This is a genomic window from Vibrio penaeicida (assembly GCF_019977755.1).
GTDB lineage: Bacteria > Pseudomonadota > Gammaproteobacteria > Enterobacterales > Vibrionaceae > Vibrio > Vibrio penaeicida.
Map to the genome: position 1 here is coordinate 3,752,948 of NZ_AP025144.1, position 23,927 is coordinate 3,776,874.

Here is a 23,927-nt window from a genome sequence, read left to right on the forward strand (position 1 = left end):
ATGAGGAATAAAATGACTAACCAAACGGAATTACACAGTTGGAGCCAGAATCGCTTGATTGGCTTTGCAGCAGAAGTGTTGGAAGCGGAACCCGACGAGTTCAGTACGACAGAAAATCTTATCGAATTAGGGTTGAGCTCCCTTACCCTAATGCGCCTATGCAGCCAATTAGAGCAAGACGGTATTCACGTCAGTTTTAGTGCAATGGCAGAAGCCGGTTCCATTGAAGGTTGGCAAAAAGTCATCGAAGCATCATTGGAAAAAGCCCACGAAACCGAACAAGTACCCACTGTCGTTCCATCAACAAAAACAACCAACGATACCTTCCCACTCACACATGTACAGCGTGCTTACTGGTTGGGTAGAAACCCTCACTTTGAATTAGGTGGTGTCGCCGCCCACGGCTATCTGGAGATTGAGGCTGAGTCGATTTCGCCAGAACCACTGCAGGATGCGCTGAATAGAGTCATTACAGCGAACCCGATGCTTCGTGCCATCATTACTGAAGATGGTGAACAAAAAGTGTTTGAGCAGGTAGACGCCTACCAGATTCCTTTACATGACCATACTCACTTGGGTGATGCTACAGCACATGAAAAGCGGGAAGATATTCGCAAAGAGCTTTGGCAACAAGTGCTGCCCGCTGATCGCTGGCCACTATTTGAAATCCAGCTCAACCGTATGCCCCAAAACCGCTGGGTAATACACATTAGTTTCGACATACTCGTGTTCGACCTTTGGTCGCTAGAAATATGGGTCGACCAATGGTGGAATGCGTACAAGGATCCGACGGCACCCATTCCGACCACACAATCCCAATTCAGCGATCATGTCGAGCACTTAGTCGCATTACGAGAAAGTCCAAAATATCAGGCTGCCGAAGCATACTGGGAAGAGCGATTAAAAAACTTTCCAGTGGGTCCCGAACTTCCATTACTGGCAAGCCCAGCAGAATTCGGTATTCCTCAATTTGAACGCAAGCAAATTCGATTACAAAAAGAAACCTGGTTAAAGGTGCAGGAACAAGCAAACAAACGTGGCTTGACCGCTTCCGCACTACTCATGGCCGTGTATGGTAGGTTGCTGGCAGTATGGGCAACACAGCCTCATTTTTGTTTGGTAACAACCCTGTTTTCGCGCGACCATGCAAGTGAAGACATGCTAAGCGTGATTGGTGATTTTACTTCCCTGATGCTCCTAGAAATCGACTGCGCAGCGGCATCAAACATGAGTGAATTAGCCAAGGGTGTACAGTCGCAACTTTGGCGTGATTTAGATCATCGAGCCTTAAGCGGTGTAGAAGTGTTAGCCAAGTTAGCAGCACGAGAAAATACCCCAGGGCGAGCACTTGAATCGCCGTTTGTGTTCACTAGTGCACTCGGTACTGGACGAAGTTATTTGGATGCTTTTGGTCAATTTGGCAAGGTGGTCGATGCTGCCGTGCAAACACCTCAATTACTTGTCGATCACCAAGCGTTGGAAGAGAACGGCGACCTAGTATTGAACTGGGATTATGTTTCTCAGGCTTTTTCTGAGGATCAAGTTGCGAGCATGACACAAGTTCAACTGAGTTGGTTAACAGCGCTCGCGGAAAGCGATGCTTGGGAGACTTCCGAACTCTTTGCGTCGACCGCAAGCAACTGGCAGCGAGTTGAACAGAACTCGACCGACTGGCAACCCACCGTTCAGCACCAGTTCTTACACGGGCCATTCATTGAAAGCGCAGCCCGTACACCAGATGCCATTGCGGTGATTAATGAAGATGTGTCGATCAGTTATCAGGCTCTCGATCGAGCCAGTGATGCATTGGGTTTACAGCTTCAGGAAATGGGAGCGAAATCGGGTGATTTTATTGTTGTCCATATGCCAAAAGGCTGGCAGCAGATAGTCGCTGTATTGGCGATACTAAAAACAGGCGCGACTTACGTGCCCGTGGACCCCAAACTGCCACCGCAGCGCGTTTCAGATATTCTCAAGCAGACCACTGCCCAAACAATGCTGGTCGCTGACGCAAACATTGATACACACGGACTGGAATCCATCACCGTTACCAAATCGATGCTGGAATTAAAACCCAGCGCCAAGCCAGTCAACTCGACTACCTCTGAAGATCTGGCTTATGTGTTGTTCACTTCCGGTTCTACGGGAACCCCGAAAGGCGTCATGATTGAGCATCGTTCAGCGCTAAATACCGTTACAGATGTATGTGAACGAAATCATTTGCGCTCACTCGATCGTTGCTTGATGGTGTCGTCACTATCTTTTGATCTTTCTGTGTACGATGTGTTTGGCATTTTAGGTGTTGGCGGAGCCGTGGTGATTCCTACCAATGAACGCGCCACGGACCCAGAACACTGGCATGATCTGATTATTCAAAAAGAAGTGACCGTGTGGAACTCCGTACCCGCGTTATTGCAGCTTTACGTCGACTTTTTGAAAGGAAAGAATACGTTAAATAACTTAACCAGCTTAAACCATGTGTTCCTTTCTGGGGATCGCATTCCACTGGAATTGTGTCGAAGTGTCAAAACGCACGCGCCTCAATGCAATCTCGTTTCTATGGGTGGACCGACCGAAACCTCTATTTGGTGTGTCGAGCACGTGGTCAAAGACATTGATCCTGCTTGGACATCGATTCCTTACGGAGTTCCTCTGTCAAATCACCAAATCCACATCCTAGACCACGCTCTGAATCCTCGTCCTGATGGGGTACCGGGTGAAATGTATATCAGCGGCCTTGGGGTAGGGCGTGGTTATTGTAATGATAAAGAGAAGACGGACGCGACTTTCATTACTCATCCCATCTCTGGTGAACGCTTATATCGAAGTGGAGACTGGGGACGATGGGATCAGGAAAAAGGCTGGATCGAATTTCTTGGGCGCTCTGATGGTCAGGTTAAACTCAATGGACTGCGCTTAGAGTTAGGGGAAGTTGAAACACTGATGACACGTCACTCAGAGGTCGATATGGCGTGTGCTCTTGTGGTAAGCGATGGAAGCAAGGGCGACCGATTAGTGGGATTTGCCCGACGACAAACACCATCATTGACCGAAGCCGACCTGCAAAGCTGGCTGTCCAGCCATTTACTGCCTTCGTTTGTGCCTGGAGTGATCCTCTTTTTGGATGAGTTTCCTTTAAACCCTAACGGCAAGATCGATCGTAAATCATTGCTTATCCATGTCCAAAAGGATTTGGGGAGAAGGTCGCAAAACCATCGTGCGGCTGGCGAAGAAGAACAGAAAGTCATGGCTATCTGGAGCGAATTGCTTGGTCACGACATTGATGATCCTGAAAGCAACTTTTTCAGTGTGGGCGGGAATTCTTTACTCGCAACTCGACTGTCCACCATGTTGTCAGAGGTAAGCCCTACTCCAGTTTCAACAATCAAAGTTTTTGAGTGCCCCACCGTATCCCAGCAAAGCCGTTTATTGCTCGGAAACGATACTGATACGCCAGCTCGTTCGGCAAAAAACAATGCATCAAGTCGACGAGAAAGACAACAAAAGTTGAGGCGTCTGAGAAAAAGTAATTGATAACCAGAGTATACGATGCGTAAAAAAACAGAAGCTAAGTCGCTTCTGTTTTTTTATGAAGGGTACTTAATTCAGAGTTAACGTCAGCTTTTAACTTGCTCTAAAACGCTTTCCCCATAATTTTTTAAGCTAGTGATACCAATGGTGGGCACATATTCTTCAAGTACCGCAATCGCACTAGGGTACTGAGTGGACATGTTACCGAGGAGGTCCATAAGCTGCTTTATCACTTGCTGATTTGTTTCTTCAAAAAGCCTTTTCCTGTAGATACTAATGAATTCTTTCTGAGGTGTTGTATACCCCAAACCAGAGGATGCCAGCTCTCGTACTCTCTCATCTTTTGCTTTTAAAGAATCCAGCAATACTGATTGAGCCTCCGGTGTATTGACGAATCGAAGCGCGTTTACGGCAGCATGCCTGACCGATTTTTCTTCGTGATTCAGATAAGATTTGACCTTCTCTGTTTGCTTTGGAGAACCAATATTCCCTATCACACTTAGGCTTTCGGCAATCTGGCTTGCATCGGTTGCTCCATCCAATTCTTGGCTTAGCTTTTGGTAAATATCATCCCCTCTGACTTGGTCTGAGTCCAGAAGATGGTTAGCCATACTTCCTAGCACCAATTTTGCCTGAACTTGATCTTCCCTTTTATATAGCGAGTTCGCCATTGCTGAAACAGCAGCAACGCTCTCTTTGGTTGGATTGGCTAAGAAAGCCAGTTTAAGCATGATGGCTTGCTGCTTAGAGATCGAAGAAGTATCGAGCACTCTCAGTAAGATGTTTTGCGCTTCCGGTGTGCCAATGTTCACCAACAATGCACTCAACATCTGAAATGAAGGGTGATTGGCATTGTATAAACGGAGCCAACTTTCTATTTGGTTTAGCTCGCTAGGGTTAAGCGACACCCAAGCCCGAAGCTCAAAGAAGAGTTTCGAAAGAGCTTGGTTCCCCATAGATGAGGTTGAACGCAGTCGACCACTAAAGCCATCTGGGTCGGTGTTTGCCAGCGTATTTGCATACATTTGCTGTTTCAACGCCTGCTTTTGATATTCCCCAGACAGCGTATCCTCAATCACCGCACCTAAAAGTTCAGGCTTAGAAAGCCCTGTTTTAGACGTTGAGACAAAATGCAAAGTCAGATGCATATTTTCTTTCGCCATTAAACGATTAGCAGAGAATGTGCTTCTATCTCGGTGAGTTTCTATTGTTTCAATACGCTCAAACAACCGATTGATGGTAATGTCTGTTGTTTGATCCATACGAACTTGAGGGTTTGTTGGAATGAATTGCTTCGTCAGCATTAAATCAACGGAAGGGATAGAGTGCGCGGCAATCGAATAAGACACATCGTAAGGTGAAGTAAAGTCTTCTTCTTTGGTTTGCCAACGTACTTTACCGCGATTAGACAGCGACACCTGAAACTGGCTCATCCACTCTTTCAGAACTTGCGCATATTCCAAAAAATATTGCTCTTGAAACTGCAATTCAGACAACTGACCCGCTCTATTCAGATGACCTTTCACCACAATATCACTTGGCCAAACCCAATTGGTTTCTTCATTCAGGCTGGCTTTGAACGATTCAGCGTCAAACGTAAATTCAAGCTTATACCCTGAAATCGTCTCCTCCAGCACGTGAATGTTCATTTTGCCTTTAAATTCATAATGAACATTCACTTGTGCGGCGATTAGGTTGGCAGCTTCGGCGTAACCTGATGCGTGCCCAGATGCCTCACTGACGTACTCTAACTGATAGGTATAGGTTTCACCGGGTTCATAGCGAACTCGATATTCCTCTTCGGTACCTTTTACATACCCCAGTAAAATTAAAGCAACCAATGCCGAAAATACGACAAAATACAGCGTTACCTTTTTAGTCATTTTCTACCAACCTAGCCGTTTTTAGTGCAAGAATCCGTGTAAGCTTCGCAGCACATTTGAGTTGTCTACTTCTTCTGAATACTCAGCCTCTGTTCCAGCCGCAACCTCTGAGACTAACGGGCTTGAAGCGTATGCTGGTGAACTCACCGCATCCAATCGCCAGTCGGCAGAGTTTCTCAGCATCACATTTTGACTGCGCGATTGCGCCAAGTTGTGATCTATCGTTGCCGCTAACCAAGATTCGTATTGCGTCAGGTTTTTATCCGCGGTATTGGCGTTCAATTGCAAGGCGGTTCGTTTTTGTGGAACCAATGCAACGGAAGCGCTTTCCAGTTCTTCTTTCAGCTTGGCAAACGTATTTTGAACCCTAACTTGTGTTTTCGCACTGTAGTCATTCAGAGCAACATGCCTTTGGTAAAGGTTCACTTGCCCTTTCAAAGCCGCCGCTTCACGTCTGTCGGTTTGGTCAATCAAAGAACCCGTCATATGCACGCCATGATAGCCGTAGACCAGTTGCCAGTTCATGATGGATTTAGACCACGAATAGCCGCTGTAACTGTATAAGTTCTTCGATTTACGCTTAGATCGAATACAAGGGTAAGGGATTTTAATGAAACCAATTTTCTTTTTACAGATCTTAATCCAAGGGTATTCCACATACGCACTGATGCCACCACTCATGGCTCTGACTATCGCATCCGATGTCAGCCCCAATTTGAGGTACGGCTCGCCAGATTGCGCAAAGAAGACACCAGCCTTCCCTCGAAGAGGCACGGAGAAATTAAGCACGTCAATGGTTCCACGAACACCGGCTGACAACACTTTCTTAATGCCAACCGCGCCTTCACCAAACGCACCGGCTTTCGCCATAGGTTGCAGCTCGGCATACACCTGCGTGAGGTAAAGACCCCAATTCAACTTCGCATTCGCACTGGCATACACACCAACAGAGACGTAAACAGGAATAGGACCTATTGCAAATTGTTGTGTGTAATCGTAGGAGTAACTGTAACCATCCCCATTGCCAAGTAACTCGATACTGTCTTTGATGATGCCATCATTTTTTAGCCAGTGTTTTTTATACAGCTGCATACCAAGAACTTGGATGTCCACATTGCCTTCGAGTTTTTGTGGTCCTACTTCGGCTTGAGCATACGCTCCGATCGCGTTGTTTTCTTTATTGAAGATATATACGTCGGCTCGCCCGACCGCTATCGCCCATTGAACTTCTTCAGAACCCCTAATTTCGTAATAGGCAGAAGCTTTCGTGCCTGCCACACTGCGCTTTCCAAGATCAAACCCAACCCAATCTTTACGCTTTTTGAGTGCGAGATCTTCTCTTGTCGGCGGCTTAAAGGATTCATTGAAGCTGATGGTTGGGATATCTGGAATGTCCCAATTGGCTGGCACAGCCAACCCTAAATCTTCAATTGTTTGTTTGATGAATTCAGGCGATGGCATGGTCAGTTTTATGTTCAACCCATCCAGCTCTAAAAACTCAGAGCCCCACTCCATGGCTTTAACTAAAGGCGACCAAGTCAGAATGCTATCGATGGCAGGCATATCAAAACCAATGCTTACCAACGCTTGATTGATTCTGTCTTCAATGTATGAAATCACAGCCTGAGCAGTGCCATTTCCAGTACCGCCGCCAACAGAAGCAATCAGTTTGTCTATGTCGACTTCCGTAACACCGTTCACCGTTTTCATTGGTAAACCCATGGCTTCATAGATACTGTAGCCTAGTGCACACAATATCTTGTTGGTGTTGTTTGCCGCACGAATGTATTCATCAAATTTAGCCAAATCACCCGATTTTAGGCGAAGAGGCTTATCGGTGAACTCGCTAACTTTATCGTCGACCTTATCAGCAATGTGTCCATTTACCTTTTCAACTATTCTGTCGACATTGATTTGCGGACACATGCCAGGATCGATGGCATCGAGACGACGCATTAGTTCGCGTTGGGCGTAAACTTCTAACGCATCCAGAAGCCTTTTCTGCATCATTTCTGGATCGTTAAATAACTCATAAATATCGACGGGTAGTTGCTCAAAAGAATCATCCCTCATGCTGTAGCCATAAGGGGTAATCTGCGCTTCTAGCTCATTCGCCATGCCAATGTATTCGTTAATTTCGATACGTTCTGGCTCAGCTTGAGAAACAATATCCAGCAGCAGATACGTTTTGCCACTTTGAACATCGAGCTCTAATGCATCGTTCGGATCTTTTTCAGCTAGCTCCCTAATTTCGCTTTCAGTAAATGGGATAAATTCTTTTGGTGTTCTATCGCCAAGAATCAACTTAATGATTTCTTGCCCCGGCGACTCACCTGCATTTTGGGCGTACACATTCACTGAGCTAAACAGGGAGAATAGAATCAGTGCGCCGAATAATTTCTTCATTAAGGGAATCATTGCGTCACCTCCGAGAAAGGTGCTTGTGGAACACGAGAAAGCTGCGCATGCAGATAACGCTGCTGATCAAGCGTCATTTTTTGAATGGCGGTGCGGTCTAAACCGATAAGTGTTTTTAATAACGCACAATTGTATTTACGGTGGTTATCCGACACCTTACATCTAGGCGCGTATGTAGATGCAGTGCGACGATAGACATCATACAAAGTAATGTAATTGCGCCGCTTACTGGTTGCCAACGCACGCTTTGCATCCTGATACTTTTTGTCCATGAAGTTCAAACTTGGTTGTTTCAGCGATGCTTCTAATGGGCTGCTTAAAATGCGACTTCTGTCTAACTGATATTTTTTTTCAAACTCTGTGAAATAAGCGTCTGCTAAGAACCAATCTCTACGCGATTTGGATAGCACCAAAGAAGCGTATTTAGATGCTCTATCCACAGGCTCAGACACTAGGGCTTCAACAGCAAACAACTGCTTTAAGTTCGTGAGCGATTGAACCAGTTCCGGAAATTCTAGCTTTGACAAATTGATAATGGACTGCAAGACGTCACTACTCAGTAACAGAGCGCTTTCGATTCTTTGCATTTTTTCGTGTGTGAAATTTTGGTGTATATCTTCAAATGCACCGTGGGTCATCACGACATTGCTATTCAATGCTGGAATGGCCGCACTGAATTCTTGAACATAGTTTTTAGGATACTCTGGTATGTTTGTGAGTAGGCTCATCCCTCTAAGTGCACGTTGGCGAATGATGGTCGCTTCATCCATCGAACGATATAACTCAGTAAGCAGTGACGACATTTTGCTTTTAAATGCCCCTGCATCTGATTTCGCTAACGTTTGATAGTCACTTAGCTGACGGCGCAGTTCGTTCATCTGATTCATCCACGTATTATGGTTGCTATACCACTTCCCTACGCGATCTGCTACGCCTTGCTGCCCAAGATAATGTTCGTCCCTTGCCAATTTATATTGGCTTAATGATTGTAATAATTCGTCTATACGGTAATTAATTTGATTGAGTGACTTCTGCTGATTATCTAATTGCTCGGAGGTAATATTCGACGCGCCAACATTACTCTGAAATAAAGCCAATAGCAGAGCGACTCCAACTAGCCTAACTTTCATGTTATACCCAGTAAGAAGTGATTTATAAGAAATAAAAAAGCCACCTAACGTTCGTATAGGTGGCTGAGTTGCTTATAGTTGCGTTAACTTAGCTTGAAGTGCCTTGATTTTATCGCGCTCAATACTGCTCGCATTTCTGGCAACGTTTAGCATGTGCTCGATAACGCTAATAAGAGCTAATACCTTTTTATCATTGGCATTTTTCATGTTCACAATGATAGGTTTTAAATCTGTCGTTGCATTGTCTGAATAGCTGATATCCCCTGTGAATTGAGCCAAAGACACCAAGAAATTCCAATGCGCGTAATGAACCGTTTCATATTTCTTGTATCCCCATTCGTCATAGAGATAGTCGAAATCAAAATTAAACAAGTTTTCGATACCTTCGACACCCGTTTCTTGGGCTAATTGACGAAGCTTATTGAAATTAGGCTTTAAGTTAACGGAGTCATGGAGCACTGTTTCACTGACTAAGATGTATTCCAGCCCGCCCACATCAAACTCTGCTGGCACATAGCCTGCGGTAAAGAAGTCGGAGACATAAACAGAATTGGCGATAATATCCCAGATAACTGAAAGCTCAGTGTTTATCTGAGTATTCAAATCGTTACTGTTACGTAACAACGTGTTTAGAGATTGCCTTTCCACGATGAGGCCGTTAGCTTCTGCTACCAATACGTCAGCAAGTTTTTCTAGTTCACCGATGTAATCAGTACCGCCTGTAATATCGAGGTTTACTCTCCAATATGGTTCATTCAGATCTTGGCTATTAACCACGGCAAACCTTACTGGGCTTGCGGCACATCGCTTCATGAAGGTATCCAGTACTTTAGGCTCAAAACCACCGACACCTGAATCGGATGCAACACCGATTTGGGACAATTGCGCATCTTTGTATAACAGCGGAATTTTAACCGATGGTACTGTTGTGTTTTCGACACAACTCATTTCGTAGTAGGTAGACGGTTTAACATCCGATTTAAATTGCCCAGACCACTTGTGATTCACAACCGGAGGGAACGGTGACAAGTTTGTTACCTCTGCAGGAATAAACGTTGTGATATCGCCAACTCGGATCGGCACCAATCCTAGGTTTTTAGAAATACGATTTTTCTTAATAACTTCTTTCAGCTCACCTTGATAATGCGCTTTCGGCACCTTGTAATTTAGGTCAGCTTGAAACGGAGTAACTACTAAATTATTACTTACGCAGGTTTCGATATTGCCAGAGACGCTACAATGCGCGTTTCTGTGATAATACGTTGCCTTTTTAAATTGATACGGTCCACTTTCACATGTCACCACATTGGCAAATTTTCCAATTTGACCATTAAAGGACTCGTAAACAGCCGAACAGTTTTGAAGCTTTTTGCTCACAGAAAATGTTGCTCTGTTTTGCCTAACACTTAGGTCACCCGCTAGCTCTAACCCTTCTGGGTATAAAACAACGGAAGTTTGACTCGAAGACAATGTTTTACGCTTGGTAGGTAACGTATTGCCACTCACCCAATCGTCTAAACTACAAGACCACTGAGCGTGGGCAGGATATTCATTGGAAGTGAGCGAACAGGTATTGGCAGCGCTAGTGAAAGACACTGCTGAAAGTACCGCACCGACGGCAAGGTATATGTTAGATAGTTTCATTTCCTAGCTTACCCCTTAAGCATTTGATAACTCTGAACGACAGGACTTCCTTGTTCGCACTTCTCAGAGACATGGAATTTCACTTTGGTTTTAGTAAACATTGCCGACGCGAGTACAGACAGTGTTTGCTGCTGAGATACATCAACTAAGACTTGATTCCCAGTGCAGTCGCTTTCGGCATTAATCGTACTTGGTAAGACGACCTGACAAAAATCGCTGTCCATCGAACATTGAATATTGTGGATTTCACTGACATGTGTGCCACCTGCGCTTGCTCCTAGTGAAACAAAAACCAATCCAAATAAAGTTTTGAATGTCATTGTGCTGCTCCTATTTCTTAGCTGAACGCGACAGCACGTTAAACGAAGCAAGTTCAGGCAAAGAGTTATAGCAGCCTTCGGTAACGGTCAGTTCAACCTGATGCTCTGTCATCATTGCAGATGAAAGCAGTGCTAATGCCAGCTTTCCTTGGTCACTGCTCGAATCCCAGCCAATTTTGTTGGATGCACACTCTGAAGAACCAAATTGCTCATTGGCAATCGTTAGGGAACAGCTATCTGTTGCTTGGTCACATCCTAAGCTTTGAATGAGTACCGGAGGAAGACTTTGCGCAAATGAAGCATTTCCAAATACAGATAATGTCAGTGCTAGTAATAACTTATGTTTCATTTCTAAACCTATGTACGCTGTTAACAAACTTCGATGAATGGCAAGTGCCTTTCGGTTCACTCAGAAGCTATTCACTGAAAAATTAATGAGACGAGTCTCAAACATTGTTTATAAATATAAAGACGGGAACGGTAGTGATATTGATATATAAGTCAGCATGCATACCAACCAATGCGCTTATGCTATCTTATAATTCTGAACGGATGTATTAGGAGAGAATGGCAATTCATAAGATTCTGAGGCATATCACTCTTTTGTATATGTACTAGAAATCCTATAAACAAAATACTCTGAAATAGAACAAATTTAACTTCAGCGTTAACGGATTCGAAACGTATTTCTTTGTTTTTAATTATGTTTGCAGTAAATAGATGGGTATGAGTGAAAAGCGGTATATACCCAAGCCACCTCAAGATGCTTGGGTATAAAGCATAAAGCCAGCATTACGCTGACTTTATGCCCAAAATCACTAACTCGCTTGATTGAGCGTTGACATGTTGTGTGGCTGCCATGGTGAATTGACCGACCTGGGCTGCTGCTGCATTCGCCACAGTTCTCGTTTACCACTTGTCGCTGGCACACTAAGCAACGTGGAGTGGTTATTGACCAGTACGATATCGCCTTTGTCCATTTCAATCTCGGTAAGAACCCGCGAATCAAAACAGATTTTATTCAACCTTTCGCTGAGTTCATCAACACAGTCATAAGACTTAGACGACTCAATGGTTGCATTGATAGGAGCAAGTACCTCCGACATCGTGTGCTCGCCATTTTGCGCCCAACGAACAATATCTTGCTGGCTTGCCGGGCACCGGAAAACGACTGGGTGAACCATCTTTTCACCGTTTGAATAATGAGCCTCAGGCGTATACCCAAGATGAGTATTTCTCAGTGCCTCACGTTCCTTTCCATCGATAGTGAGTGTCGCCAGAGCTGCATCAACGGCAATCATTGAATCTTTAGTTGCCGTGTTCTGATGGCAATACAGCGCAAATTCATTTGGCGTATAGTCTTCATAATTGTATTTGGTTTGGGTCACTTTCATGTAGGCAGGGGGACACATTAGATTCCAGTGCAAAGGCAAGGTGGTTTGTGCTTTTTGAAGCGACGTCATAATCTGCACGTTACCAAATTGCCATGGAATAACGGCACCTCGTTCGCAATACCAGTTTTCCATTTCCGCCGGCTCATTAAATTGTGTAAAGCCTTTAAGCGTGACAGTACCAAACTCCTTCACCAAGTTATTTAGCTCTTTATTTAAAAGATCTGACACTGAGCAACTGCCATTGATGCACTCTAAAATGAGCCCTGATTTCTCTCGGCTTAATGTTGCTTTCATCTGTCTCAGTGCGTGTTCTGTCGCGTCTGTTCGAGCCGTTAGCTTAATGTAGCACCATGGAGCGTCCTTATAAGTAACCGACAAAACCGCACCTTTATTGTTGAGATGATTTTCTCGCGAGTCGACAACGTATTTTCCGCTAAGGGCATCAAACATGAGAGTACTGTGCCAAGGCGTTTTGAACTGGCGCTCATCAAAGAGAAACAGTGAATATTTTTTCCCGACCATAGGGTGCTCGTGAATACTCAAACGGATACATTCACCAAAATTCTGCTGCAAAAAGTTATCCAGCGCTTTTCCCTGAACCATCATTCCTTTGGCGATGTCCGCTAGGCGTTTGCGCCTATCTTTGTAAGAAAACGAAGACAAGATATGCTTCTGATCCTGATTCATAAACTTCTTTAAGCCTAGATAGGTACTGTTCATCTTGTTATTGCGTTTTTTCAGTTCTGAGAAATTATCCTCGTAGTGGCTATCCCCGAACTTGTGTTTCAGCCCTTGGAAATATTGCTCATCACTCAAGTCATCGAATGCTGGAAAATGCTCAAAGTTCACGACTTTCAAGCTGTCGCTACAGTTCATATTCTCGACCATTTTCCTCAAATCATCGGAGTAGTCGTAGTGGTGCTCTAAATCGACAGAAATGTAATCGGAGAATGTGTGATAATCCGAAAAGACATAGAAAGTCACACCAGGCTCATAGACCGCTTGGATATCCCGAATGGCTTTCACGAATTTTCTTAATACTAAGTACTCCCCCATATCAGGCTTATGACCCAAGACTTTATCCAGATTATTGGTTTTGCATGGGAAAGCAGGCAGCAAGAGCTGAATTTGGCTTTCATTGGAAACAAAATTGCGTATCTGATTTTTTAGCTTTACTAAACCATCAAAACTGGCGTTCGTTTGAGCAAGAAGTTGGTTGAGCAATATAAAAGAAATATTCTCTACACATTGTTCACGTTGAATATCGAGCATGATTATCCCTTCAATTATTTATTAGATACTCTTAAAAGAGAATTTAATTGAATTAATAAAGACAAAACCGACTATGTTTAAATCATTAAAAATATCGAATCCATTATTACAATTTCATATAGTGAACATGCACCAATATCTCAATTTTGTAATAATAAATAAGTTCAAACAAAAAGGTTCATCTTGAATATTGACTGTATAATAAGAACAGAATGAAGAATTCACTCTCTAGTGTTTAAATTTACCCAACACAGAATGAATGCTTTTTAGTGATGCTATTTCTTCGATGTACGCATCTGGGCGAATGAGTACCACTCGATTCTCATACGGAGAGTCATCTTCACAAGGCATACCTTGCGAGCCATTTTTGTGTAAGTGAAGCAGTTGTACAAAATCAGGCAACGCTTTTGGAGGCTCACATTCACCGACAATCAGTAGCGTAAACTTGGTGTAGTCCAAAAGGCTGTACAGGCGTGTATCAGCACCAGCATGATGAATACCGAAATCAAATACGCGCGAACCCACAAGCCCTTCTTCGCTATATCGAATTCCCATCCCTGTAATATTGCCTGATCGCTTCTCGACAATCTTTACGTAGTCTTGTGCGTGTGTACCCGTTTCAGAATACTTAGTAGAGCGTACCAACTCCCCTGAACTGTCAATCACACTTCTTGCCACAGGTTGTCGCTCGTCTTCATACGCTTTCAATAGGCTTTCGTCAGCATCATGATTGACCACCATATTAAGCTTCCACATTAAGTTAAATGCATCCGCAAGACCGGTATTAAGCCCCTGCCCCCCGTTTACAGAATGAATATGGCTTGCGTCACCAGCAAGGAAAACTCTGTCTTGTACAAAGAAATTTTCAGCTACCGATTCTTTAACGGAGAACTGCGAGAACCACTCCACTTCTTTAAAGCTCAACGTATGTGGGTGCATTGCCCGATTAATTTTTTCGATGGCTTCTTCCATGGTGAAATCTTGGGTATCCATACGGATGTAGAATCGGTCAATCTCCCCCTCTCTTGGGATCCAAGCCACGTCGGACGTTTCGGCTTGAAAGACAATAATTTCAGGCACTTTCGGGAAATCGGTATCCAAAATCCCATCGATAACCGCCCACACAATTTGTGGTCTGATGATTTCGAAAGGCACATCGAAAAAGCGACGTACGTAAGATTGTGAACCATCAGCACCAATGAGGTATCGAGATTGAATAGTGTCACCGTTTGTAAGCGTGGTTAGGCACCCTTGCTCGTTAAGCTCGATATTTTCTACCGACGTTGAACGCAATACGTCGTTGCCAGAAGCCTTGAGTTTGCCGTCCAATAATTGCTCAACAAAGGACTGACCAAGCATTAGAAAGTGTTTGTGGAAACACCCTTCCAGTTCCTCCCACCATGAAGACTGACGGGAAACAAATTCGCCATTTGCCCAAACCGAACTGGTATTGCACGGTTTTCCGAGTGGGTACAAGTCATCAAACAAATCTACTGTTTCGAGTAACTGCAGAGTTCGCGCATTCAGCGCATCAGCTCGCCCAACTTCTAAAGGACCCTGTGATTTATCAAGCACTATAGTGCTCAATCCACAACGTTGCCCAAGGTAGCTACACATGAGCCCCACGGGACCCGCTCCAATAACTAAGATATCGGTGGTGTGATCTGCTGCTGTATGTTTCGTCATTGATAAGACTCCAAGCTTGGATTGTCATACGGAGGGTTACTCAAAACTTGCACTCGTCGAATGTGGCGAGGCGATTGAGAAATAAAGCCTTCACGACCATGCAAAAGATTAAAGTTATCGGTAATAACAATGTCGCCAGTTTGCCATTCGTGCGCGTAAAAATTATCTGGGTTGTATAGCGCTTGTCGTAGTGTTTGGTGGAAGTATTCCACTTCCTCTGGGGCGATACCGGTAAATTGAGTGTTTGGCGGGTTAAGCAAGTCGCCTCGTTCTTCGAAGTGAGGCTCGTTATAGCGAATGACATCGTGGCCATTGAGGGGATGCTTGGTAATAATTGGGGAAACGGTTTTGCTATTGTAGAACTCCATTTTCCTTTCATAGTTACCGACAACTTTCTTCCAAAATTCGACGTGTTCATCTGGAGCATTTTCCAATGCCATGATGGTGTTAGTGAACGTTGTCCTTCCCCCCTGTCCTGGCTTCGGTGCTTTTACGCATTGAAAGATTTGATATTCAGGTACTTGCGGTCGGTACATACCATCCCAATGCATGGGCATATAGCTGCTATCAAATATGTGGTCGCCGGGATCGTCTTTTTGAATCAGATCGAGTACTTTTCCGAATGGCCAAATGCTGATTTCACCCCAGTTTTCACAATAGTCAGCAAAATCGTCAGACGCTTCAAAATTATCAAAGCCTCGAAGCAAAACCAATTGCTTCTGGCGGAACAAATCTCGCAGCTTTTCAATATCTAACTCTTTTACGCTGGTCTGATTATTTATAGGTTCAACAAGTACGCCAAATGGCTCAAGGTGGCTTATCTTATAATTCATAACATATTACCTTTTTCGGTAGATTCTGATTCTCGGTATATTTAAACGGCGAAAAATACCATCAGACAATTAAATTAAATAAATTAGTGATATATGAATATTTACAAAAGTCTAAAATTAAGAGCGTTGACATTGCTGAATTCATTTTAATACTCCCGAGATTCAGGAAGTAAGATCTCAATATTTAAATTAAATATGAAGTTTTTTGTTATATTTTTGTATTTGTATAAACCAAATGTATTTATTTGAATCTAAATACCAAACTCATTATTTGCGCAAATTCAGATTTTGACTAGATAACAAAATAAGAACCCAAAGTTACTAATAAGGGAACAATCATGTTGAATGAATTAAAACGAATCGCAATATTCAACAAAGTCGTAGAATGCGGCTCTTTTACAATGGCTGGTGAATCACTAGGGTTGGCAAAATCAAAAGTAAGCGAACAAATTACGTCGCTGGAATCGACACTCAATGTGCGACTGCTTCATCGCACAACGAGGAAAATCAACCTCACGACCGAAGGAACAACCTTTTATCAATACAGTAGCGGCTTACTCAAAGTCGCAGAGGAAGCATTTAGCTCGGTAAACCACCTTGCATCAGAGGTGTGTGGCACAATTCGCATAGGCACAACCATAGATGTAGGCGCTTTTTTGCTGAGCCCACTGATTGCTCAGTTTTCAGAACGTTACCCAAACGTTACCTTCGACATTCAACTGGACGACGGTGTGCAAGACCCTGTTGAGTCAAAGCTGGATTTGGTCATTAGAATTGGGGAGCTCACTGCATCCTCTCTTGTTGGAAGAGTGCTCGCCCCCTTTGAACTAGGGCTATATGCCAGTAACGCTTATCTTGAAGCCTCGCCCAGTATTAACTGCATTCGAGATATAGAGAAGCATCATTGGGTTTCGTTAACGCGATCCAACTTACCAAACGATGTCCTGACTCTCACTAACCTAGACGGTGAGCATCAGGAAATCAAAACCTACCCAAAGCATATTTGTAATGCCCCGCTGGGCTCGATGTCTTTGATTCAACAAGGGATGGGGATAGGGCTTATCGCAAACTTTTTGGCTGAGCAGGTTGATGACTCAAACCTGACGAGACTGTTTCCTAGCTACTTCCAAAAAGGTCCAACCATGAACATCCTTTATCCCAGCCGTAAGAATTTGGCCCCGCGAATAAGACTGTTCATTGATTACCTTATAGAAACCGTTCAGACATAGATGACAAAAAGCCAGCGAACGCTGGCTTTTGAATATCATGCTTATTGTGTTTTAGGTTCTATCGACGACGACGCCACATACCCAAACCGAATAAAGCAAGTAAGCTTGCGAACCCAGCCGATGCGCCACTCATATTCAGATCAAGAACCGCAGGGTCATGATCCGAAGAACGGAAGTGATCTTGGTACTTAGGAAAATCACCTTTGAACTCATCGTTGTAGTCAAACAATTTCGATTCACCACCATTGATGTGCCAATCTGTTGCGTCGACCACTTTCTTCTTCAAGCTCTTACTGATCAGTAGATGATCCAGCGCGCCCACTTCGTCATTAAACGAGTAGCTCCAGCTGTTTGGATGCTTCATTTCAACCGCGTTGATGTAGCCATAGTTATGGTTAATCACCGCACCGTTGTCACCAAACTGCTCACTGTCACCAATGAAGGTGTTGCGCGCGCCTTTGATCTCTTTGCCGTATTTCTCTTGAGAGTAATCCGTTAACACCAGCAATGGATCTTCTTTGCCGTAAGCATTGAGATCGCCAAGAATCACTTTGTGACCTTTGATCTCGTCTAGCGCATCACCAAGTGCAACTGCTGCCGCAACTCGGAACGCTTCACAAGAGCCCTGTTTGTCTGGATCCGCACCACCTTGACCACCCTGGTCTACAGGAGCGGCATCTTCCCAACATTTCGACCCTTTCGATTTGAAGTGGTTAACCGCAACGGTGATCTTGTGCTTGGTGCCTTTTACTTTGAACGTTGGCGCTAAGCTATCACGTTGGTAATTCTTACCGTCTTCAATCACTTTTCCATTGTCATCCAATACTTCTGGTGCCACCTGACGAGGCATTGGAATAACACGTGTTTTCTTCAGTTTCACTTTCGAACTGCGGTAAATCACACCGGTTGTAATGGCATCTGTACCGACTGAGTCCATTTCGTCAGTCATGCCATCAGCATTCGAATCAACAGATACAAACTTGTAACGCTTGCGTTTTTTGTCGATGTTTTCATTCAGCTTTTCAACAAGCTGACGAATCGCTGCACCTTGACCAAAACCGTTATTTTCGATTTCCATCAATCCGATAATATCGGCATCCAATCGCAAGATAGCATCCACGATTTTCGCTTCTTGAATATCAAATTCACCTTGGTTGCTCGCACCACGGTTATTACCATGCTGATTCGAGTCGCCACCAAATGGTGAATTGAAATAGTTCAAAACGTTGAACGTTGCGATACGCAAATCACCACCGCGTTCAAGAGTGGGTTTCTCTGTGCGCGGGTCGTTGTGAACAAAGTTGTCGTTGGTTAACGAATTGGTTGCGATTAGGCGGTAGTCACCAAAACTGTAGGCAATCACACCTTCAAGACCGATAACAGTATCGTCAATACGAATGTAATCTTCGGTTGAGCCGTCTTGGTCCGCATCAGTGCGACCAAAGTCTGGGTAGTATGGAATCACGCCATTAGGGGCTTTGGCATCGGATTCAACATACAAGCGGCGTTGCGCATTCTCTTCCGATTGTGCTTTAGCGCCATCAGAACCCGCTGCGTTATTTTGGTTTGGCTGTGTATTTGGGCGACCCTGTGCCAAAACCATGTTGTTTCGACGAGCAGCAAAATCAAATCCGAATGTACGCGTCACACGCATATCGAGATCTTGTGAGGTTTTCACCAACATGCCTTCATAGCGCTCAAGAGTTTCATCAAAATTGGCGTCACTATCTGCAATCTGGATCTCAGTGGCACTCGGTACGGAAGATTCGTCTTGTTTAACGTACTTCCCACCTTCAACTTTTAGCTGAGTGTGATTGTAAAATTCTTGAACCTTACCTCTGGCACAAACAACATCACCAGGTTGAAGTGCAATACTGCTCTCGCCCGTATGAACGAACAAACCTTCTGATGTGTTCGGATTATTGTCGTCTGATTCCGCCTGTAGATAGAATCCTTTCGTTAGTCCCGTCGTTACTGCACTCACAACACCTCGAACGAAGTATTCGTCCTCTGTAATGTATGGGTAACCACTAATGAAAGGAGAAGTTTCGCCTTCACCTTGAATGTCTTGAATAGACGTAAAGTTTGGCGCTTGTCCATCAACCGTACAGTTGAACGCAACGGGTGGGGTGCCACCGTCTAATTCACCCAACCCATCAATGTTGTCTTTTCCAAGTACTGTCCATTGATTGGCTTGATAGGTTGATGACGGTGTCATGCTATCGGAGTTGCGGACCAGCGTTTTGTCTTTTGCAAAGTCCACATCCCCCATCACACCAATAATGTCATGAATTGAGTCATCTGAATTAAGTAAGGCAATCGGATCATCGCCATTGAAATTCGCGACCGAGCTGTTTTCATCAGTTACGGCTTGAATAGCAGCGCTTGCACTAGCGTGAGAAATCACAAGCACATCTTTTGCAGCAATCACTTTTCCACTTAGGGAAAGCCTGCTTCCCCATGTACCACCGCCATTTGTCGATTTCGCAAGCTGAAAGCCATCGAGGCTTACCGCGGCATCACTGGTGTTCGCAATTTCGATAGCCTTATTAAAGCTACCACCTTCAACATACTGGGAGAGCACAATATCCGCAGCCGCAGGCGCAGCAAAAGCCCCGCTGACAGCAAGCGCGAGTATTGTCCGTGTTAATTTGGTTTCCATTGTCCACCTCTTGTCACTAAGGATGTGTCGACCGCTTTCATCCGTAGCAGTTCTATATCACAAATTTTGAATGTCACCGGATCAGGTAACGTGCGAAGTGTTCACTTTTTATGTAACTGACAAAAGCATTCACACACTCAATCGAGAGGTGAATCGCACTGTCAGAGTTAATATTTGAATCAAAGCCCAAGTTTCAACAGAAACAGTAACTAGAGAGTATGACAAGAAATGGAATAATTGATGAAGGTTATATTGAGCGTTAAAAGTAGAGGAATGAAAGGGTGACAGATACAAAAAAACCCTTGGCGGACACCAAGGGTTTTGAGTCATTCTTACAAACTTATTGGGTGTAACTTACGTCACCCAATGACGCTAGAAAAAGCGATGCGTGCTAGATAAATCTAGGCGCGCGAAACAAAGCCTACTGCGTCATATACTTTCTTCAGTGTAATGGCAGCGCGAGCGGAGGCTTTTTCTGCACCTTGCTTCATTACACTGTCCATGTAAGCACGGTCTTCTCGAATGCGTTTGTATTCAGACTGAATTGGCTCAAGCATTGCGACTAAGGCTTCACCCACGTCTTTTTTAAATGGTCCGTACATTTCAACGCCTTGGTACTTAGCTTCAATGTCGGCAAAGCTCATACCCGTTGCCGCAGAATACAGCCCCATCAAGTTAGAAATACCAGCTTTCGTATCCCAATCATGGGCAATACGCGGTGGTGTTTCCGCATCTGTTTGCGCCTTGTTGATCTTCTTCAAGATGGATTTAGGCTCTTCCAGAAGAGTAATAACGTTCTTACGGTTATCGTCCGACTTAGACATTTTCTTCGTCGCATCTTGAAGGCTCATTACACGTGCATTCACGGTAGGAATGTACGGTTCAGGCACTTGGAATATTGGCTGTTCAGGGCTGTATATATTATTAAAGCGCGTGGCGATATCACGTGCGAGTTCAAGATGCTGCTTTTGATCGTTACCCACTGGTACTTGGTGAGCACCATACAAAAGGATATCTGCCGCCATCAATACAGGGTACCCAAACAAACCAGCATTCACGTCGTTGGCGTAACGCTGAGATTTGTCTTTGAACTGAGTCATGCGGCTCAGCTCGCCCATTTGCGTATAACAATTAAGAAGCCAACCTAATTGAGCATGCTCGGGTACATGTGACTGAACGAATAGCGTGCTCTTCTTCGGATCAACACCAACAGCCAGACAGATTGCTAACGCGTCAAGTGTCGCTTCATGGAGTGCTTTCGGGTCTTGACGAACCGTAATCGCATGAAGGTCTACTACGCAGTACTGACAATCGTAGTCGTCTTGCATTTGTTGCCATTGACGTAGAGCACCCAAATAGTTACCGATACTTAGTTCACCTGACGGTTGAACACCACTCAATACGATGGGTTTGCTCATGGGGATGGTTTCCTTGCTCATTTCAAATAGGTCTAAATTAAGAAACGCACGCCCTTATGCGAAAAGGCGTGCGTCTAAGCAGTGTACTCATTAGCAAGTATTTTACTAGTGCAAACTGGGTATTTCGTTACGAATACTCGGCGACTGGCACAATATTCAAAATTTCAGCAATATTGTCTGCAACGAAATCTGGTTTCGCGTCTGAGATAGGTTCGCCATGGTTGTAACCGTAAGTCAGCGCAAAGGAATGGCAACCTGCATTTTGAGCGGCTAGGATGTCGTTCTTTGAGTCACCAACCATCAACATTTCGTCGGCTTTAACACCGTGTTTTTGCAGTAACCAATTGAGTGCAACCGGATCCGGTTTTTTCTCAGGGAAGGCATCGCCACCTAGCACGTCGGAAAACAACTCAGACAATTGATGCTGTTCTAGCACTTCTGGGACAAATTTAGATGGCTTGTTTGTTACAAGTGTCAACGTATATCCCGCGGCTTTCAACTTCACCAGAGTATCACGCACGTTTGCGTACAAGTGGCTGAGCTTATGCCCACCCTTCTCGTAGTAATCATCAAACTTAATGCGTGCTTCCTGAATGATTTCCGGCGACAAATTTGAATCGATTTGAATACTTTGGGAAAGCGCTCGAGAAATCAAAACATCCGCCCCGTTGCCAACCCAATCCCTCACTTGTTCTTCATTCACTGAGGCAAACCCTAGCTCTTGAACTGCTTGATCGGCAGCAACAGCCAAATCTGGGACGCTATCTAGCAAGGTTCCATCTAAATCAAAAGCAATGAGTTTGATTCCATTTAATGACATATTTTTCTCTATTCCTAAAAAAGTGATGCAGCGCCTAAGCACTGCATTCAATCTACTTTATCTGACCGCTTAACGGTTCACTTTGGAAAGCTCACCGCGCATTTCATCAATCACAGCTTTGTAATCTGGCTTATCAAAAATGGCGCTTCCGGCAACAAACATATCCGCACCAGCTTCTGCGATTTCTCGGATATTTTCCACTTTCACGCCACCATCGACTTCAAGGCGAATATCGCGACCAGAAGCATCAATGCGTTTACGCACTTCGCGAAGCTTATCCAGTGTATTAGGAATGAAAGATTGACCACCAAAGCCTGGGTTTACAGACATCAACAAAATCATGTCAATTTTATCCATGATGTAATCCAGATGATGCAGCGGTGTGGCAGGGTTAAACACCACACCCGCTTTACAGCCGTGCTCTTTGATCAACTGTAGAGAGCGATCAACATGATTGGTTGCTTCGACATGGAAAGTAATCATCGATGCGCCCGCTTTCGCGAAATCTGGAATGAGTCTGTCGACAGGTTCACACATCAAATGTACGTCGATTGGCGCGGTAATACCGTAGTCGCGAAGCGCTTTGCAAATTGGCGCACCAAAGGTGAGGTTAGGCACATAATGGTTATCCATTACGTCGAAATGCACCACATCCGCACCAGCGGCAAGCACTTTTTCTACGTCTTCGCCTAAGCGCGCAAAATCAGCAGAAAGGATAGATGGGGCGATGAGAAAGTCTGTCATACCTGACCTCAATATTGGAAATTCGAGTAACTATTGCTCGTAATTCTACCCAACAGTGAGAAGAGATCCCAGAATTTATTCTTTTTCAGGAGTGACTGGTTCAAACAATGCAAGTAATTCGTCGACCTTATTTCTACCCGCACCATTACGACTGATCGTGCGTTTCACTTTCACCACATTCAATTTTGCCCCTTTGTACAGACGGCGAGTCAATGCAGTATCGTGGTTGGAAATAAGAACGGGAATGCCTCGTTGTTTTGCTGTTTTTTCGGCAATCTCACCCAGTTCTCCTTGGTCGTCCAAAGAAAAACCATTTCCTGCGTAAGAGGTGAAATTGGCAGTGGTAGACAAAGGGGCATAAGGAGGATCGCAATACACCACGCTGCCCTTGCGAGCTCGACTAAAGGTCTCAGCATACCCTTCACAGACAAACGTGGCTTTCTTCGCCTTTTCAGAGAAGAAAATTAACTCATCTTCTGGAAAGTAAGGCTTTTTGTAAGACCCAAAAGGAACGTTAAATCCACCTTTTTTGTTGTAGCGACACAGTCCATTGAACCCGAAACGGTTCATGTATAGGAAAGCAACCGAGCGAAACAGAACATCGTCTGTTTGGTTAAATTGCGCGCGAGTATCAAGGTAGACTTCTTTTCGGTTGTGCTCTGGCGTAAACATACGCTTGGCTTCTTCGATGTACTTTTCAGGCTCTTCTTTGAGAAGATTATACAAGTTGATGAGATCAGGATTGATGTCTGCCAACAGGTAATGATCGTAATCGGAATTGAGAAAAACGGAGCCCGCACCAACGAAAGGCTCTATCAGTTTTCGAGCGGGAGGAAGATGGCGCTGGATGTCTTCCACCAAGCCATACTTACCACCAGCCCACTTTAGAAAGGCACGTTGTTTCTTCATCGACCGTTCAATTCCAACTACTCAAAATAAGGCT

16 protein-coding genes are annotated in these 23,927 nt (G+C 44.4%); 2 read left to right on the forward strand and 14 right to left on the reverse strand.

What is annotated here, in order from left to right; genetic code table 11:
* The first annotated feature begins 12 nt into the window (after positions 1 to 12).
* The gene (locus LDO37_RS16840; protein ID WP_185829942.1) at positions 13 to 3,534 is read left to right on the forward strand and encodes a non-ribosomal peptide synthetase; all 3,522 of its coding nucleotides are present in this window, start codon (positions 13 to 15) and stop codon (positions 3,532 to 3,534) included.
* Between the two features lie 83 nt (positions 3,535 to 3,617).
* Here LDO37_RS16840 and LDO37_RS16845 read toward each other — a convergent pair whose 3' ends face one another.
* The 9 genes from LDO37_RS16845 to LDO37_RS16885 all read right to left on the reverse strand — a co-directional run bounded on the left by LDO37_RS16845 (position 3,618) and on the right by LDO37_RS16885 (position 16,111).
* A complete protein-coding gene (locus LDO37_RS16845; RefSeq protein ID WP_126609909.1) occupies positions 3,618 to 5,414 on the reverse strand; it encodes a HEAT repeat domain-containing protein in 1,797 nt (598 codons plus the stop codon).
* A gap of 21 nt (positions 5,415 to 5,435) precedes the next feature.
* Positions 5,436 to 7,820: a hypothetical protein gene (locus LDO37_RS16850; protein WP_126609910.1), complete on the reverse strand. Its 2,385-nt coding sequence runs from the start codon at positions 7,818 to 7,820 to the stop codon at positions 5,436 to 5,438.
* 8 nt (positions 7,821 to 7,828) lie between these two features.
* Complete coding sequence (locus LDO37_RS16855) at positions 7,829 to 8,962, reverse strand: hypothetical protein (RefSeq protein ID WP_126609911.1); 1,134 nt, start codon at positions 8,960 to 8,962, stop codon at positions 7,829 to 7,831.
* 72 nt (positions 8,963 to 9,034) lie between these two features.
* Entirely contained in the window at positions 9,035 to 10,606 is a 1,572-nt protein-coding gene (locus LDO37_RS16860; protein ID WP_126609912.1) for a hypothetical protein, read from the reverse strand.
* Between the two features lie 8 nt (positions 10,607 to 10,614).
* Positions 10,615 to 10,926 carry a hypothetical protein gene (locus LDO37_RS16865; RefSeq protein WP_126609913.1) on the reverse strand — a complete coding sequence of 104 codons (312 nt, stop codon included), beginning with the start codon at positions 10,924 to 10,926 and terminating at the stop codon, positions 10,615 to 10,617.
* 10 nt (positions 10,927 to 10,936) lie between these two features.
* Positions 10,937 to 11,275, reverse strand: coding sequence for a hypothetical protein (locus LDO37_RS16870; protein WP_126609914.1), 339 nt, complete (start codon positions 11,273 to 11,275; stop codon positions 10,937 to 10,939).
* Between the two features lie 469 nt (positions 11,276 to 11,744).
* Entirely contained in the window at positions 11,745 to 13,592 is a 1,848-nt protein-coding gene (locus tag LDO37_RS16875) for an L-tyrosine/L-tryptophan isonitrile synthase family protein (RefSeq protein ID WP_126609915.1), read from the reverse strand.
* A 228-nt stretch (positions 13,593 to 13,820) separates the two neighbouring features.
* A complete protein-coding gene (locus LDO37_RS16880) occupies positions 13,821 to 15,278 on the reverse strand; it encodes an FAD-binding protein (RefSeq protein WP_126609645.1) in 1,458 nt (485 codons plus the stop codon).
* Positions 15,275 to 16,111 (reverse strand): TauD/TfdA dioxygenase family protein, encoded by an 837-nt coding sequence (locus LDO37_RS16885; RefSeq protein WP_126609644.1) that lies wholly within the window; start codon positions 16,109 to 16,111, stop codon positions 15,275 to 15,277. Before LDO37_RS16885 ends, LDO37_RS16880 begins: the two co-directional genes overlap by 4 nt.
* Before the next feature lie 338 nt (positions 16,112 to 16,449).
* Here LDO37_RS16885 and LDO37_RS16890 point away from each other — a divergent pair, with 338 nt between their 5' ends.
* Positions 16,450 to 17,340 (forward strand): LysR family transcriptional regulator, encoded by an 891-nt coding sequence (locus tag LDO37_RS16890; protein WP_126606765.1) that lies wholly within the window; start codon positions 16,450 to 16,452, stop codon positions 17,338 to 17,340.
* A 58-nt stretch (positions 17,341 to 17,398) separates the two neighbouring features.
* Here LDO37_RS16890 and LDO37_RS16895 read toward each other — a convergent pair whose 3' ends face one another.
* The 5 genes from LDO37_RS16895 to LDO37_RS16915 form a co-directional block, all read right to left on the reverse strand.
* Positions 17,399 to 20,002: an ExeM/NucH family extracellular endonuclease gene (locus LDO37_RS16895; protein WP_126606766.1), complete on the reverse strand. Its 2,604-nt coding sequence runs from the start codon at positions 20,000 to 20,002 to the stop codon at positions 17,399 to 17,401.
* A 401-nt stretch (positions 20,003 to 20,403) separates the two neighbouring features.
* Positions 20,404 to 21,420: a tryptophan--tRNA ligase gene (gene trpS, locus LDO37_RS16900; RefSeq protein ID WP_101114100.1), complete on the reverse strand. Its 1,017-nt coding sequence runs from the start codon at positions 21,418 to 21,420 to the stop codon at positions 20,404 to 20,406.
* A gap of 127 nt (positions 21,421 to 21,547) precedes the next feature.
* A complete protein-coding gene (locus tag LDO37_RS16905) occupies positions 21,548 to 22,240 on the reverse strand; it encodes a phosphoglycolate phosphatase (protein ID WP_126606767.1) in 693 nt (230 codons plus the stop codon).
* 69 nt (positions 22,241 to 22,309) lie between these two features.
* Positions 22,310 to 22,984 (reverse strand): ribulose-phosphate 3-epimerase, encoded by a 675-nt coding sequence (gene rpe, locus LDO37_RS16910; RefSeq protein ID WP_126606768.1) that lies wholly within the window; start codon positions 22,982 to 22,984, stop codon positions 22,310 to 22,312.
* Between the two features lie 75 nt (positions 22,985 to 23,059).
* Positions 23,060 to 23,893 (reverse strand): Dam family site-specific DNA-(adenine-N6)-methyltransferase, encoded by an 834-nt coding sequence (locus LDO37_RS16915; protein ID WP_126606769.1) that lies wholly within the window; start codon positions 23,891 to 23,893, stop codon positions 23,060 to 23,062.
* Positions 23,894 to 23,927: the final 34 nt, after the last annotated feature.